This window comes from Acinetobacter lwoffii, from assembly GCF_024129715.1.
Classification (GTDB): domain Bacteria; phylum Pseudomonadota; class Gammaproteobacteria; order Pseudomonadales; family Moraxellaceae; genus Acinetobacter; species Acinetobacter lwoffii_U.
In genome coordinates this window covers 1-15,682 of the sequence record NZ_JAMXXM010000027.1, presented here as the reverse complement: position 1 = coordinate 15,682, position 15,682 = coordinate 1, and the positions used below count along the sequence as shown (strand labels likewise).

The 15,682-nt window shown below is 41.8% G+C and carries 13 protein-coding genes; 4 read left to right on the top strand and 9 right to left on the bottom strand.

What is annotated here, in order from left to right; all coding sequences use genetic code 11:
* Positions 1 to 31 precede the first annotated feature (31 nt).
* Together NI462_RS13015 and NI462_RS13010 are read left to right on the top strand one after the other, a co-directional pair.
* Positions 32 to 736 (top strand): SIMPL domain-containing protein, encoded by a 705-nt coding sequence (locus NI462_RS13015; protein WP_004646521.1) that lies wholly within the window; start codon positions 32 to 34, stop codon positions 734 to 736.
* A gap of 164 nt (positions 737 to 900) precedes the next feature.
* A complete protein-coding gene (locus tag NI462_RS13010) occupies positions 901 to 1,497 on the top strand; it encodes a phosphatase PAP2 family protein (protein ID WP_253160943.1) in 597 nt (198 codons plus the stop codon).
* A gap of 74 nt (positions 1,498 to 1,571) precedes the next feature.
* On the opposite strand, the gene proB is transcribed toward NI462_RS13010, so the two are convergent.
* The 8 genes from proB to uvrB all read right to left on the bottom strand — a co-directional run bounded on the left by proB (position 1,572) and on the right by uvrB (position 12,344).
* On the bottom strand, positions 1,572 to 2,705 hold the full coding sequence (gene proB / locus NI462_RS13005) for a glutamate 5-kinase (RefSeq protein ID WP_004279682.1): 1,134 nt from the start codon (positions 2,703 to 2,705) through the stop codon (positions 1,572 to 1,574).
* A gap of 27 nt (positions 2,706 to 2,732) precedes the next feature.
* Positions 2,733 to 3,950, bottom strand: coding sequence for an Obg family GTPase CgtA (gene cgtA, locus NI462_RS13000; protein ID WP_004646519.1), 1,218 nt, complete (start codon positions 3,948 to 3,950; stop codon positions 2,733 to 2,735).
* A gap of 408 nt (positions 3,951 to 4,358) precedes the next feature.
* Positions 4,359 to 4,733, bottom strand: a complete 375-nt coding sequence (locus NI462_RS12995; protein ID WP_004279680.1) for a winged helix-turn-helix transcriptional regulator — start codon at positions 4,731 to 4,733, stop codon at positions 4,359 to 4,361.
* 181 nt (positions 4,734 to 4,914) lie between these two features.
* Positions 4,915 to 6,372, bottom strand: a complete 1,458-nt coding sequence (locus tag NI462_RS12990; RefSeq protein ID WP_004279679.1) for a glyceraldehyde-3-phosphate dehydrogenase — start codon at positions 6,370 to 6,372, stop codon at positions 4,915 to 4,917.
* 240 nt (positions 6,373 to 6,612) lie between these two features.
* Positions 6,613 to 8,379, bottom strand: a complete 1,767-nt coding sequence (locus NI462_RS12985) for a hypothetical protein (protein ID WP_253160941.1) — start codon at positions 8,377 to 8,379, stop codon at positions 6,613 to 6,615.
* 109 nt (positions 8,380 to 8,488) lie between these two features.
* Complete coding sequence (rarD, locus tag NI462_RS12980; RefSeq protein ID WP_253160938.1) at positions 8,489 to 9,427, bottom strand: EamA family transporter RarD; 939 nt, start codon at positions 9,425 to 9,427, stop codon at positions 8,489 to 8,491.
* A gap of 162 nt (positions 9,428 to 9,589) precedes the next feature.
* The gene (locus tag NI462_RS12975; RefSeq protein ID WP_253099211.1) at positions 9,590 to 10,177 is read right to left on the bottom strand and encodes a lipocalin family protein; all 588 of its coding nucleotides are present in this window, start codon (positions 10,175 to 10,177) and stop codon (positions 9,590 to 9,592) included.
* A gap of 145 nt (positions 10,178 to 10,322) precedes the next feature.
* A complete protein-coding gene (gene uvrB, locus NI462_RS12970; RefSeq protein WP_253160937.1) occupies positions 10,323 to 12,344 on the bottom strand; it encodes an excinuclease ABC subunit UvrB in 2,022 nt (673 codons plus the stop codon).
* 365 nt (positions 12,345 to 12,709) lie between these two features.
* Between uvrB and NI462_RS12965 the strand changes: the two genes are divergently transcribed.
* Positions 12,710 to 13,498 (top strand): A1S_2505 family phage non-structural protein, encoded by a 789-nt coding sequence (locus NI462_RS12965; protein WP_004646509.1) that lies wholly within the window; start codon positions 12,710 to 12,712, stop codon positions 13,496 to 13,498.
* A gap of 286 nt (positions 13,499 to 13,784) precedes the next feature.
* On the opposite strand, the gene NI462_RS12960 is transcribed toward NI462_RS12965, so the two are convergent.
* Positions 13,785 to 13,964, bottom strand: a complete 180-nt coding sequence (locus tag NI462_RS12960) for a hypothetical protein (RefSeq protein WP_004646507.1) — start codon at positions 13,962 to 13,964, stop codon at positions 13,785 to 13,787.
* Positions 13,965 to 14,414: 450 nt separating this feature from the next.
* On the opposite strand from NI462_RS12960, the gene NI462_RS12955 reads away from it, so the two are divergent.
* Positions 14,415 to 15,509, top strand: coding sequence for an OmpW/AlkL family protein (locus NI462_RS12955; RefSeq protein ID WP_247144134.1), 1,095 nt, complete (start codon positions 14,415 to 14,417; stop codon positions 15,507 to 15,509).
* Positions 15,510 to 15,682 lie beyond the last annotated feature (173 nt).

Below are 15,682 nucleotides of genomic sequence, written 5' to 3'. Positions count from 1 at the left end.
TGGCCAATTTTAAGAAAAACAGGACAATTTCATGCGTCTCTTAGCACTTACCAGTTTGATCCTTGCCAGCACCCTCGCCACAGGCGCATTTGCAGCTCCTGCTGAATCTCTGAATTATAATGTTGTTAATCTTTCAGCAGAGGCTAGCCGTGAAATCTCAAATGATGAAATGCATGCTGTGCTTTATATTGAAAAATCCAACAAACAGCCGGCTGAACTAGCCACTCAAATTAACCAGCTGATGAATCAGGCGATCGCCACAGCACGCAAATATCCTACTGTGAAAATCGAGACGGGCGCACAAAGCACTTATCCTATTTATGACAATGACAACCGTAAATTGAAAGAATGGCGTGGTCGTGCCCAGATTCGTCTGGAATCGAAAGATTTTAAAGCAACGTCTCAACTGATTGCCGAATTACAACAGCACTTCCAGACCCAGTCGATTAACTTTAAAGTATCAGATGAAAAGCGTAAAAAAGTTGAAAGCGAGCTGATGATTGAAGCCACCAAAAACTTCCAGCAACGCGCACAGGCACTCACCCAGACCTGGAACAAACCGAGTTATCAACTGGTGAACTTAAACCTGAATACTAACAATTATTCACCACAGCCAGTACCGCGTATGGCCATGATGAAATCTGCATCGGCTGATATGGCGGTTCCTGAGCAGGAAGTTGCGGCGGGTGAATCGCAAATGACGGTCAGCGCGAATGGGGCTATTCAGTTTAAATAAGACTTCATTATATTATTCGGACTTTTAAGAACCACTCTTTTGAGTGGTTTTTTATCATGTGAATATTCTTTAAAAAGCGAGGCTACAAATTCATACAAACTCAGGTAGGAATTGAGATTTGACCGGTTTAGAGTAACGGACATTTATTCCAGTCTTCTCTGCTCATGTCTCTTGATCAACTAAACCTTTCCCTGTTTCATGTTCTCAATGTACCTGATCAAGCCTCGATCTGGATAATCAACTATGCCTCCCTGATTGCGCATGACCTGGTTTATCTCTTTTTGCTGATTTTTGCTATTGCTTGGTTCCGTGGTAGTTACGAAGTAAAAACAGGGATTATTAAAGCCTTCATCTTTACAGCTATTACATTATTGATGAGTGAAGTATTGTCTGCGGTACTCAATACCCCACGCCCGTTTGTGATGGATGTTGGTCGCACCCTGATTGAACATGCACCGACTGGTTCTTTTCCCAGCAACCATATGAGTATTTTTAGTGGGATTGCCTTCGCCTATTATTTTTCACCGCAGCGAGACTTGGGACGAATTCTAATCTGGACAGCTTGGCTGGTGGCATGGTCGCGTGTTTATGTCGGTGTGCATTTTCCAATTGATATGCTGGGTGCATTCCTGATGGCAATAATAGTAAATTTAGCTGGCTTGCCGCTGTGGTGGAAATATGAGAATCAAATCATAAACTTTATTTTGGGTATTCATTATTGGGTATTTTCGCCTTTAATTCGAATGGGCTGGATCAAATAAATCTAATTAAAATGTCATAAAAAACCCGCTCGAAAGCGGGATTTTTTGAATCTCTAAACTTGAATCTGAATAATTTAGTAAATCGCCATATGATTGCGATGAATCATTTCCAGCGAACGCGCTTCACCTAACACCTGATGCACTTTATCTGATGCCAGACCACGAACGATATCTGCTGAACGCGAACTGAAGTTGACACGACCGACCGCAATCCGGTGACCTTGTGTATCGACACATTCAACCACATCACCGCGTTCGAAATGACCCTCAACCGCTTTCACCCCTACAGGCAATAAGCTGCGATGATTGTCTTTAATGGCTTTTACTGCACCATCATCAATCACTAAACGACCTGCAGTTTGCAAGTGAGCAGCTAACCATTGCTGATGCGCTGTCATCCGGTCTTTGTCAGTCACAAACAAGGTACCTAACAATTCGCCAGACATTAGACGTGATAGAACACCATCACTGTCACCGCTTGCAATTAAGGTCGGACAACCCGATTTTGCCGCCAGACGTGCAGCACGAACTTTGGTCAGCATACCACCACGACCAAATTTACCGCCTCCACCGGCCATATCAAACAGACTTTCATCCATCGCACGTACGGTATGGAACAGTTTGGCATCTGGATTAGACCGTGGGTCTGAGTCAAACATTCCTTCCTGATCCGTTAAGATAATCAGAAGGTCTGCATGAACCTGACCTGCCACCATGGCCGCAAGCGTGTCGTTGTCACCAAAGCGAATTTCGTCAGTCGAAACCGTGTCATTTTCATTGATCACCGGAATCACGCGCCAATCAATCAGGTTCTGCAAGGCATCACATGAGTTGAGGTAGCGACGACGATCTGCCAGATCATCATGGGTTAACAATACTTGCGCAGTTCGAATCTGATGCTTCTCAAGTACGCTTGACCAGGTATGAATCAGGCCCATCTGACCGATGGCAGCACAAGCCTGAAGACTGGGTAGATCGGTGGGTCGATTCTCAAGTTTCATTCGAACCATACCTTCAGCCACAGCACCGGAAGACACCAGAATAATCTCGTGTCCTGCATTGTGTAGATCTGCGATTTGTCCCGCCCAATGCGAGATAGCATCTAAATCTAAACCTTGTCCGTTTGCTGTGAGTAAAGATGATCCGATTTTAACAACGATTCGTTTACAACCCTTGAGCTGACGTTGCCCATCTACCACTTCTATCATCTTGTCCTCAGACTCTTCTCTCAGAGATTAGCGTACGTAGTACACTTCCACATCACTATCATCATCGCCATCTTCATCATCTTCGTCATCACCCAGAATACCGGCAAGACGTTGCTGACGACGCATCTCACGATACGCTTCTTTTGCAGCGATGGTTTGTTCACGTGTTTCAGCTTCAAGCTGATCACGGAATGCTTTCATTTCTGCTGCATATTCTTGATCTTCAGCTTCGCGTTCACGTTGCTCTTCGATCTGATCCATCAGGTAGTAAACTACGTCTTTGGTGCCTTCAGCCGTTAAGCCAGAAGTCTCAAAAACTGGGCCTTCCCACTGCAATTCTTCAAGAATATGGGTGCACCATTCTTCACGTGTTTCTTCAGCCAACTGATCGACTTTGTTCAGCACCAATACGATCGGCAGTTTTGAAAGCGTTGGGGAGAAATTTTCTAACTCTTTCATAATTGCTTTAGCATTATGTGCCGGATCTGAGCCATCAATCGGCTGTACGTCAACGATGTGTAACAAGATACGGGTACGCGCCAAGTGCTTCAGGAAGCGAATCCCAAGACCTGCACCTTCAGATGCGCCTTCGATCAGGCCCGGAATATCCGCCATCACGAATGAACGGTGACTATCGGCATCGACCACACCCAGGTTTGGCACCATGGTGGTAAATGGATAATCTGCAACTTTTGGTTTTGCTGCCGAGACTGCACGAATGAAGGTTGATTTACCCGCATTTGGCATACCCAGCAAGCCGACATCTGCCAGAACTTTAAGCTCTAGACGGATTTCACGGAATTCACCTTTTTGACCATGCGTACATTTACGTGGTGAACGGTTGGTCGATGATTTAAAGTGGGTATTACCTAAACCACCATCACCGCCTGCTGCAACTTTCACGCGTTGACCGTCTTCGATCAAGTCGCCAATAATGTCACCAGACTCTACATCTACAATTGTTGTTCCTACCGGAACTTTTAATACGGTATCTTCACCGCCACGACCAGCACAGTTCGCCCCACGGCCATTTTTTGCTCGTTCTGCACGATATTTACGTGTATAACGATAATCAACTAGCGTACTGGTGTCGTCGTCAGCCTGAATATAAATACTGCCGCCACGACCACCATCACCACCATCTGGACCACCAAATGGCACGAATTTTTCACGGCGAAAACTGGCTACGCCATTGCCACCGTCGCCAGCCTCTACGGTAATGACTGCTTCATCAACAAAGCGCATATTGCCAATCCTCTAAAAACTTTAAAACCCCATATTCTGCCATATTTTAAAGAATTTCTCGAATAGAATTATGCAGCAATCCCATAAATCTTAGTTAGTCGTTTTCTCACCAAGCCTATTTGACCTATCTAAGGCATAGATTTAGAAACAGAATGCTTAAAAGATGGAAAAGAAGTGGTAGGAAATCAAGCGCTTTTGCCCTAATACTATCCCCTATTTTGGAAATTCTTTTTGTGAATTTCTTAATGATTTTTAAAATAATTTATAGAGGAGTAAATTTTTCAAAAGCCGTGTTCACAAGAAGATTTTCTGATGCAGACACCTTTTAAAATCAGTATTTTATATAAACCAAGATAAGTCCAAATTTTGTATTTTCACAAACACTGCATTCCTGCCATTTAATGAAAACTATTTAATAACATTTTGTTTATGTTCTAAAATATCTGGCAGACTTTTTTCAATCCAGCCAATTAAATACATGATTTTTTCAGCCGCTTGTGAACCGGTAATCGTCAATTGATATTCCACTTTTGGCGGCACCACCGGATAAACCGTTCTCAAAATAAAACCATCCTGTTCAAGCATTTTTAAAGTCTGGGAGAGCATTTTTTCACTTACCCCTTCAATGCGTTGTTTCAGTTCACTAAAACGATGCACCCCTTCACTCAGGCAACGCAAAACCAAGACCGACCATTTATTAGCAAGGTGTTCCAATATTTCACGTGATGGACATTCAGTTGATAAAACCTGCCCCAGTAACGGGCTGATTGCATAATTTGTCATACTATTCTCACAATATTTTTATTACTTACTCATTTTAATATACTTACTCTTTGTAAGTTATCAGATTAATATTTCACCAGCAAGCATATGTCTAAATTCTTATTCGACTAGAAAAAATTTTTTAAATAAAAAATTATAAAAAAAGAGCCTCAAATGAGGCTCTTTTTTAGCTAAATACTAATTATGCATTAGTTTCAGCAGGAACTTTTGGATAGCTTACACCGCCCATTTGTTCAGCAATACGCAATACCTGGCAGCTATAACCCACTTCGTTATCATACCAAACATAAGCAGTTAAACGGTTGCCTGAAGTGATCGTTGCTTGCGCGTCGAATACACCTGCAGTGCGTGAACCGATAAAGTCAGAAGATACCACTTCAGTCGAGTTGGTATAACCGATTTGACCTTGCAGGCTAGAACCGATTGAAATCTGACGAATGTATTCATTCACTTCATCACGATCAACGTCTTGACCTAAAGTCAGGTTAAGAATCGCAAGAGATACGTTTGGTGTAGGTACACGTACAGAGTTACCTGTCAATTTACCTTGAAGAGCTGGAAGCGCTTTCGCTACTGCTTTCGCTGCACCAGTTTCAGTAATGACCATGTTCAATGTTGCAGCACGACCACGACGGTCTGCTTTATGGTAGTTATCGATCAAGTTCTGGTCGTTCGTGAACGAGTGAACTGTTTCAACATGACCATTCAACACTGTGTATTTGTCATGCAATACTTTCAGTGTAGGTGTAATCGCGTTAGTCGTACAGCTTGCAGCAGAGATGATCGTATCTTCATCAAGGATATCCGCTTGGTTTACACCGTAAACTACGTTCTTCATGTCACCTTTACCAGGTGCAGTCAGAATCACACGAGCAGCGCCCGGGCATTTAAGATGTTGAGCAAGACCTTCAGCATCACGCCATTTACCTGTGTTGTCGATCACAAGTGCATTGTTGATACCGTATGCAGTGTAATCTACTTCAGAAGGATTAGAAGCATAAATCACTTTGATGAAGTTACCGTTGGCAATGATTGCTTCGTTTTCTTCATCTACAGAAATTGTGCCTGCAAATGGACCGTGAATAGAGTCACGACGAAGTAAAGAAGCACGTTTTTCCAAATCACCATCAGATGATTTACGAACAACGATTGCTTTTAGGCTAAGACCACGACCCAGACCTGATTGACCAATCATCAAACGCGCCAGGATACGACCAATACGACCGAAACCATAAAGAACCACATCTTTATGTTCTACAGCAGCAGCATTACCTTCGATCGATTTAACAGCGTCTGCAACAAATGCATCGATGTCGCCGCCTTTTTCTTTAAATTCAACAGCAAGTTTACCCAGATCAACTTCAGCAGAACCGATGTTTTCTACTTTAACCAATGCTTCAAGAATTGGGAAAGTATCAACTACAGAAAGTTCAACGTCCAGTACGCGAGTACGGCGGTGTGCTTTCAAAATCTGAATCACAGAACGGTTAATTAAAGAGCGACCATAAACTGTAGCTACAATATTTTTTTCACGATATAACTGGCCAACAAGGGCAATCATACGTTCCGCAAGTTCTTCACGGTTTTTCCAGCGACCTTGGTGTTCTGCATGGAGGGCAACAATAGTGTCTTTGCTCACAGATACGTCCTCTAATTAATTGTAAATCTAAGCATAAATTTCTAAACCCGACAATTGTAATGGAATTGGTCGCAAGTTTGAATCAAAAGCTCGTTGAGACGGGTAGTTTTTAACGTATATTCACTATAAATTTCAAAAATAGTTGTAATTAGCTGAATGATTTTGCATCCGAAAATGCTAAAGACCACTATTTTTCAATACCTAGTATAAATTTGTTAAATGTTGTTTATTCAAACAAATCTAAAGTTCAAAATTTAGCGTCCCACCCTGTTCAGGCTGGATTCTACTCCCTGCTGAAAAATTCATGTCCAGACTCATTGAGGCATTGAAGTTTTCTACATCAAAATCATCATAGGTTTCGGGCAAATGAATGAGCAAAGGTAAACGGGTCAGACCATTGTCCCCAGAGGGAAAAGCATAGTGGCGATCAACCTGCTGTAAATGCTGCAAACTTTCAAATTCCAGAAATACGCTACAGTTTTCATGTGTTCTTGGCACCTGAATAATTTCCAGAAACATACTGCGCTTTAACTGCTGTAATTGGTTGAGCGCGGTATCAATCGCCTCATCGAAATTATTCTTACGCCATAACTTTTTAAATACGGATTTTTTCTCTTCATCCGCTTTTTGCCGCTGCAGTGTATTAATATATTTTTTCAGATCCCGGTATTGCTGTACATTTTCAGAAATCGTATTTTGAATATCCAAAACAGCCTGCTGTGAACGCTGATGCATGACTTGCCATTCATTGCGATATGTAGGAATAAAGGTTTCCGCTTTACGCTTTTCCAGTAAACGGATAAAAGCCAGCAGTTTATATTCAAAATTCTGGATGTACTGATTAAACATGAAACCCGGCTGGGACTTGAAATCGCGGTAATAGGCCAGAATTTCTGTAAATATTTTATGGACATGCAGATACAGATAATCAAACTCTTCAATATGCGATAAATGATCACGAATGGCATCCCGCATCGGCAAAAGCAATTCACGCGTCATAATTTCTTCAAACTGTTTCAAGTGACGTTGTGCCACCACATCGGCATTTTTCTCTACGACTTGAATGGGCTCAACCAGTAAAGGCAATAACTTCTGTTCAGACACCTGTTCCAGCGTATGCACGATATCGATTACATCCAAATGAATCTGACTCTGTAAAGTTACCATCCGCTGCATCTGCGATTTCAGGGTTTCTACCACCGCTTCATCCATATCATCCTGGAGGTCCAAAATCAGGATATTCAGGTAGACCTGATCTTCAAGTGCACCTTTTTCTTCAATCAGGAAACGACGAATAGAATACGGGTTTTGCTGCACATCCATCACCGGCGCAACAATAAATAGAAATTGCGAGGTACGGACAATATCAAAATGACGAATCTGCTGCTCTTTAATCAGGAAATAACGGAAAAGTGGATGCGTCATTTCTGCAGTCTGTTTTTTTAATAGCGGCTTATACCAATAACCCAACAATTGCTGCTTGATAAAAACTTCAATAATAAAGCATTTGATTTGCTGTTCAGTGAGCTGACGCACCCCCTCAACCGGTTGTAAGCGAAGACCACGAATAATTTCAGCAGCATTTAATAAAAATGTACGACGCAGTTCCAGCTTTTCACGCTGCATCTGAAAATTTTCATTGACGTCAATTTTATCGATTTGTTCCAGGACGTTTTCTAAGTAGTCCGCAATTTGCAAGCTATCATTCAAACCCTGCAAACTTTTCAGTGACAAGCCAAAGGTACTAGCATAGTAACGCATCCGGTCATTGAGAAATTTTTGGCTAAGACGTTCTACCGAATGTTGAGCCTGATAGCGGTATTGATCCATTTCCTGATCCCAAAGAATTTTCTTGGGCTTTAAAATCTGAAAATCAATACTTTCTTTTAATTCTGGTGAAACTTCTGCCAGAATAGTACGAAGCTCTCGCTCCCAATTTAAATCCAGACTTGGTTCCAGTTGTGATAAACGTGCACGTAACTGATATGGAATCGCAATCTGTGACATGTTTATCCCCTTAATATATCGAAAACATTATTTTAAACAAAATGGTAGATGATTTTAAAAATAATCAGGTCAATATTGTCTGACGAATATAATGCTTATGCAAACCACATTATTCATTATTTTTTCTGATTTTTTCTAGCTGTGCGGCTTTATTTGCCAGTTCATATTTCTTCAACTGCTGGTGTTTTAAATGCAATATTCCTTCCACAACCAGTAATAAAACAGCCAACCAGATTGGAATATAGGTCAACCACTCACCTGATTCCACGCGCTCGCCCAATGCCATCGAGGCAAAAGCGAGTAGTACCGGTTCCAGATAACTTAATAACCCAAAGATCACAAAGGGCAAATATCGGCTGGCCAAAATATAACTACCCAAACCGAGCGCACTTAAAAAGCCTAATCCAAGAACTGCCAGAATCAAGTGGGAATGATTCAATATAAGCGGCATGGAATCGCTATAGATAAAGCCCAAATAAAATGCCACCGGCAAAATCAGAAATAGATCCCACCAGAATCCACCAAGATGATCGGTCGCGAATTTACGCCGCATAAAAAAATAAAGTGGATAAGCTAAAGCGACATAAACAGTTTCCCATGCGATTGAACCGATCCGCCAGATTTCATGTCCTACTCCCAAAACTGCCAGAGCAACAGCAACCATCTGGAAGGATGATAATTTTTCTTTATAAAGCACACAGCCGACCAGCACCATCACCAGAGGCAGGAGAAAATAACCGAGTGAGACTTCGAGGCCACGCCCATTGATAGGGCCCCATAAAAACAACCACAATTGTGTAGTACATAACAGCGAACTAATCAGCAACCAGATCAAAAATGAAGGCTGTCGTAATACCCGCTTAAAAATACTGCTGATATGTTTCAGATCACCCGACCACCACATGAAGGCTGTGAGGAATGGCAAGGTCGCCAGCATGCGCCAGGCAAAGGTCTGCTCACTATCTAAAGGCTGTAAAAAAGGCGTAAATACATAGAGCACTCCAAAAACCACGGAGGCCAAGACAGATAACGCGATGCCTTTATACATATTTAAACTCTACTTTCGTTCGCCGGCATTATAACGATTAGTACAATAGAAAGCTTGATGCTTCATCTATTTAAAATGTAGTCATCTCTCGATGTTAGATTGTCTTTCGACACGTAAAATAAAAAACCATGCTGTAGCATGGTTTCCATTAAGACGATCTTTTTATCTTTGAGTTTGTTTAGTATGAATTACATCACTCAGGTCATAACCCACCGACTGTGCATATTGTAAATATTCATTTACCACATTTTTATCCAATTGAGGATCACGTGAGAGTATCCACATATATTTGCGTTTAGGCTCTCCGACCAAAACAGTTTGATAATTTTCATCCAGTTTTAAGACCCAATAATCGCCACGAGCGACCGGAATCCAGCGAATAAAGTCCGGCAAGAAACTGACTTTTAATTTGGTATTTTGCGGTGGATTTTGCACAAATGCCTCGCCCAGCGACTGGGTTTGTTCACCATCTTTTTTAATGCAGCGGTTATCCACCACGATATTGCCATTTTCATTTAAAGTATAGGTCGCTGTAACATCACGATCACACTTATTTTGAAAATACAAAGGCTTGCGTGCTACTTCGTACCATGTTCCCAGATAACGGTCCAGTTCAACTTTCTCAATGGTCGGTAATGGCTCCTCTTTCGCATAGGCCATGGTAGCGGCGCCCAAACCGAGAAGAACCGCACTACCCACCGCAATTTTTGCCAGCTTTAATCCAGTACGTGAAGATTTTTGAGTTGTCATAAAGATACCTATTGCATGTTCACAAAATATTTATTTAAAAAAATTCTGTTCATACAATAGCTTTATCCAATTCCTAAATTTGTTACATTATGTTTGGTTTGTGATTGATTTTACGTCATTTAAATAAGATTTAATGCAACAAAAATCAATCAAACATCTGGGCTTTTAAACGCACAATTTCATCACGCATACGCGCAGCCTGCTCAAACTGAAGCTCTTTGGAAGCTTTCAGCATTTCCTTTTCAAGCTTGTTAATGTGTTTCGCAAACATTTTCGGATCTGCCATGATATGCCGCTCATCGGCACTGATCGCACGTGCCTGATCCGAGACTTTCAATTCAATTGAATCATCATCCAATACTTCACCAGTATCAATTTCCTTGATCACCTGACGCACTGCACTGCGCGGCGTAATGCCATGTTCTTCATTAAACTGAATCTGCTTGGCACGACGACGATCCGTCTCATCAATGGCTTTCTGCATCGAATCAGTAATGCGATCAGCATACAAAATCGCCTTACCTTTCAGGTTACGCGCAGCGCGACCAATGGTCTGAATGAGAGAACGCTCAGAACGCAGAAAACCTTCTTTATCGGCATCCAGAATGGCGACCAGTGACACTTCCGGCATATCCAGCCCTTCACGCAGCAGGTTAATCCCGACCAGTACATCATGCACCCCAGTACGCAGTTCATGAATGATTTTGACCCGCTCGACGGTATCGATATCCGAGTGTAAATAAGCGACCTTAATCCCATATTCTTTCAAATAAGAGGTTAAATCTTCAGCCATACGCTTCGTCAAGGTCGTAACCAGCACCCGCTCATTAATATCTTTACGCAGATTAATTTCGGAAAGCACATCATCGACCTGCGTCAGAACTGGACGAATTTCAATTTCTGGATCGATCAGACCGGTCGGGCGTACCACCTGCTCGACAATCTGCTGGGACTTTTCCAGCTCGTAACGTGCGGGCGTTGCGCTGACATAAACAGTCGTCGGCACAATCCGTTCCCACTCCTCAAATTTCATTGGCCGGTTATCCAGCGCGCTTGGCAAACGGAATCCGTAATTGACCAGATTTTCCTTACGCGAACGGTCACCCTTGTACATGGCACCAATCTGCGGCACCGTCACATGCGATTCATCAATAATCAGCAAGGCATCATTAGGAATATAATCGAACAAGGTTGGTGGTGCTTCACCCGCAGGACGGCCCGACAAATGCCGTGAATAGTTTTCAATGCCGTTGGTATAACCCAGTTGTTGCATCATTTCCAGATCATAGCGTGTGCGCTGCTCGATGCGCTGGGCTTCCAGCAGCTTGTCATTTTCACGGAAGAACACCAGTCGCTCTTTGAGTTCGTCTCGGATGGTTTCAATCGCACGGGATAAATTGTCTTTCGGCGTAACATAATGGCTTTTAGGATAAATAGTGACGCGAGGCACTTTACGAACCATTTTCCCGGTCAGCGGATCAAACCAGCGAATAGAGTCAACTTCATCGTCAAACAGTTCAATCCGGATCGCATCCTGATCCGATTCTGCCGGAAAAATATCAATAATTTCACCGCGAATACGATAAGTACCGCGCAGGAATTCCAGTTCATTACGCGAATACTGCATCTCGACCAGACGGCGAATAATATCATCACGGCCAATGCGATCGCCTTCCACCACATGCAGCAACATGCTCATATAGGCATTCGGATCACCCAAACCATAAATCGCAGATACCGATGCGACAATAATCGCATCACGCCGTTCTAATAATGAGCGGGTTGCGGAAAGGCGCATCTGGTCAATATGGTCATTAATTGCAGCATCTTTCTCGATAAAAGTATCTGAAGATGGAACATAGGCTTCTGGCTGATAATAATCATAATAACTGACAAAATACTCAACGGCGTTATTCGGGAAAAACGCTTTAAATTCGCCGTAAAGCTGCGCAGCCAAAGTTTTGTTATGCGCCATGACAATGGTCGGACGTTGAGTCTGTGCAATGACGTTGGCCATGGTATAGGTTTTACCAGACCCGGTAACCCCCAGTAAAAGCTGGTCATGAAAACCCTGTTCAATGCCTTTAACCAGCTTTGCAATGGCTTGGGGCTGATCACCTGCTGGTTGATAACTGGTCACTAATTCAAAGGGTTTTTTATCACTCATAGCTTTCGCTGACTTCGCTGCGGATATAGATTTGATTTATTATGAGGGTAAATTGGAATTACTCAATCCCTGCTTAGGTTTCTGTTTGGTAAAATAAAACAATATTAGCATTCATTATTTGTTAGCGCTTGACTCACTCTCTAGTTTGAAAAATCATCAATAAAATATACAGTTACAAAGGGAATAAATACAGAAAAAACCAAGCATTTTCAGCCAGCAGCTTTATTTGGGCGTACTCGGCATCCTGTTTTGGATCATGGGTGGAATATTGACCTATCTGTTTGGCTAGTCCGGCACAATTTTGCCTTGACCCCTATTCATTTCACGGGCAACATGAAGATCAGGATGGCCTAGAATAGACAATTATGACTTACCACTATCACGATGAAAGTATTGTTAAATCCCTTCCGGAAAATACGGTTTTTGTTTTTGGCAGTAACTTGGCTGGACAGCATGGTGGTGGAGCTGCCAGAACGGCACTTGAGCATTTTGGTGCAGTCATGGGCGTGGGTCGTGGCTGGGCGGGTCAGAGCTATGCTATTCCAACAATGAACGAGCATTTACAACAAATGCCGCTCTCACAAATTCAACACTATATTGATGACTTTAAGATTTACACCAAAAATCATCCTAAAAATAAATATTTTATTACTTCCTTGGGCTGTGGGATCGCAGGTTATAAAGTCGAGGAAATTGCACCGATGTTTAAAGGCATCTCACGCAATGTAATTTTCCCACAATCTTTCCGTCCTTTTGTCGAAAAGCCGCTGCCAAAATTAAGCGCAAATTTCTTACATACCATATTTCGCGATTCAGTCATTTTAACTCCGGCCAGCGATGAATTGATTGAAGAACTCCCTTTGACCGAAAATGAAAAAAGTCTGGCGAGAATTATTTTAAATACCCAGATCTATCCGACCGACAGCAATGGGCGGGAACGTGTCTTTGAAATTGAAGATATCCTGCACAACCTAAATACCAAGCTGGTCGATTTTCAGAGCCATTCAGAAGGTGCCATGTTGTTTGGAGGCGTGATTTTAGCACTACTAGAACTTTATAATATTAACGAGAAAGATTTTATCGATGTCTGGCAAGGTGAGCGAGAAATTGCGCCACCGAAACCGGAAAATAAAGCGCGTAAAAGCATTCGTTAGTGCTATCAAAATATCTTTCAAAAAAAGCCAATGTTTAAATTGGCTTTTTTCTGGGCGGCTAAAATATCGAATATGAAATCAATTAGGCCTGGATTTTATTTTGATTGGCATTTAGAGAGCTTAAATATTTCGTTTGCTTTATTAAGAATAAAATTGAAAGAGATTTGGATAAATTAGAGCACCATTTTCTATTTGCTCGAAAAATAAATCAAATATTGCTCACCAACTCCCTAAAAACTTCCACAAAAAAAGCCATGATTTATCATAGCTTTTTGAGTCTGATCGATTAGCGTTTACCCATTGAACGGCGCGTACCACGTGGTGGCATCCAGGTACGGTCAGCATAACGCTGTGGTCTTGGTCTTAAATCTTCCAGAACTTCTTCTGCAGCATTTTGCTCTGCTTGCTTGATCGGAAAAGGTAAATTAACCAGGGGCTTTTTTTTGGGAGGAGTTTGGGTGCTCATGTGATTCACTCAATAATATATGCAGCTATTGTACAAAAAAACTCAGTCGACTGGGTAGCAGGATCTTGGATAAATTCATATGCTCTTGTTTTGGAAAAATAAAAAATCATCCCATGATGATAAATGCTTGAATCAATGCAGCCTAAAATTTACCTAAACTCTCCTCTATATCTTCCATGATAAAAATTCATAGGATTGAAATTTTAACGCTCTCAAGAGTAAATTTCCTTCATTTTTATACTTAAGCTAGTCAGATAAAAATAATGATTTTTACACACTATACATTTCTTAAAACTCAAGAGATATAAACAAAAAATATACAGAAATTACCAATATTAACCATCGATTGACTTTTGACCTGTTGTTCTATAACTGAATTTTTTAATGTAATTCACATAATTAGTTAACTAGAAAAACGAATAAACACACTGGACATGGAGTTCCAAATCAATGAAAACATTGCTGGCATGTATGGCAGGCCTAGCCACTTTACCTATGGTCGCGCATGCAGATTCCCCTTATTTTAGCTTGCAAGATGGAGATGGCTTTAAGCGTTTCTCGGTATCAGTCGGTGCATTGCATGTGATGCCGCAAGGCAAGGCCCAGCCCTTTAAAGTGAATACTGCTGTTAAAGAAGGCGAAACATCACAAGTAGGTGATATCTCAATTGACTCTGTGAAAAATAATCTTGATCCAGACATGGACCCAAATCTTTCCTCTGTTTTTGTTAATATTCTGGATCGACTTGGTACAGAAACACTGCCTGCAGAGTTAAGTGGGCGAGCTGAAATCTATGGACTGGAAAGCTGGAATAATCCTGGTACAGGCCTGGAAGCGGATGATGTCACCACCTTAGGCATTATGACCAATTACTATTTTACCGATAATATTTCTTTTGAAATGAAAGCCGGTATTCCACCTAAAGTAGACTTGCAAGGCAGTGGTAAAATCTACGCGCCTTTTTCTGCGCTTGCGACTCCAAGTCTTGATTTAATTCCACAAATTCCAGGTGGAATTGATTTACCTGGCATTGAATTGAAAAATGATATTCTCATTACTGATCTGGAAGCTTATGGGCCGGCGGCTTCTGCCCGCGCATGGACACCTGCCTTTGAATTCCAGTATCACTTTGGTAAAACCGGGGTCAATAAATTCCGGCCTTATGTCGGCTTAGGTGTCATGTATGCCTATTTCAATGAACTGGAAATTAACTCACGTACCGAGCAAGACCTGATTGCTGCCGGACATATGATTGCCAATATCAAGGAAGGAAAAGCTGGTGCTTCTCTGGATGGCACGCCAAGTTCAGCCAACCCGAAAGTTGATCTGGAAGCATCCGATGCTTTCGCGCCTGTGGCCACGGTCGGCTTTAGCTATGACTTTAATGAAACCTGGTTTGCAGTCGGTTCAGTCTCTTATGCACATCTGAAAAATGACACGACAATTACAGTGACAGATGCAAATCTAGGTGAGCTGATTCGCTCTAAAGCCGATATTGAAGTCAATCCGATTCTGGCCTATGCCGGGATTGGGATGCGTTTCTAAGCTCAATATCCGATTTTTAATTAAAACGGCTTCGGCCGTTTTTTTAGGCTTAATATATTGATAAAAAAAATTTATCTTTTGATCAATAGATCTCTTGCGAAAGTAAAAAATTGTTTATACTAGCCCCATGAAATATGAAAATTTAACTAGATTTAATGATGGGGAATTTAAAC

Coding starts and splice junctions, on each gene's coding strand:
- NI462_RS12955 (WP_247144134.1), top strand. CDS start 14,415: ATGAAAACATTGCTGGCATGTATGGCAGGCCTAGCCACTTTACCTATG.
- NI462_RS12985 (WP_253160941.1), bottom strand. CDS start 8,379: ATGTCACAGATTGCGATTCCATATCAGTTACGTGCACGTTTATCACAA.
- NI462_RS13010 (WP_253160943.1), top strand. CDS start 901: ATGTCTCTTGATCAACTAAACCTTTCCCTGTTTCATGTTCTCAATGTA.
- rarD (WP_253160938.1), bottom strand. CDS start 9,427: ATGTATAAAGGCATCGCGTTATCTGTCTTGGCCTCCGTGGTTTTTGGA.
- NI462_RS12995 (WP_004279680.1), bottom strand. CDS start 4,733: ATGACAAATTATGCAATCAGCCCGTTACTGGGGCAGGTTTTATCAACT.
- proB (WP_004279682.1), bottom strand. CDS start 2,705: ATGATAGAAGTGGTAGATGGGCAACGTCAGCTCAAGGGTTGTAAACGA.
- NI462_RS12965 (WP_004646509.1), top strand. CDS start 12,710: ATGACTTACCACTATCACGATGAAAGTATTGTTAAATCCCTTCCGGAA.
- cgtA (WP_004646519.1), bottom strand. CDS start 3,950: ATGCGCTTTGTTGATGAAGCAGTCATTACCGTAGAGGCTGGCGACGGT.
- uvrB (WP_253160937.1), bottom strand. CDS start 12,344: ATGAGTGATAAAAAACCCTTTGAATTAGTGACCAGTTATCAACCAGCA.
- NI462_RS12975 (WP_253099211.1), bottom strand. CDS start 10,177: ATGACAACTCAAAAATCTTCACGTACTGGATTAAAGCTGGCAAAAATT.
- NI462_RS12960 (WP_004646507.1), bottom strand. CDS start 13,964: ATGAGCACCCAAACTCCTCCCAAAAAAAAGCCCCTGGTTAATTTACCT.
- NI462_RS13015 (WP_004646521.1), top strand. CDS start 32: ATGCGTCTCTTAGCACTTACCAGTTTGATCCTTGCCAGCACCCTCGCC.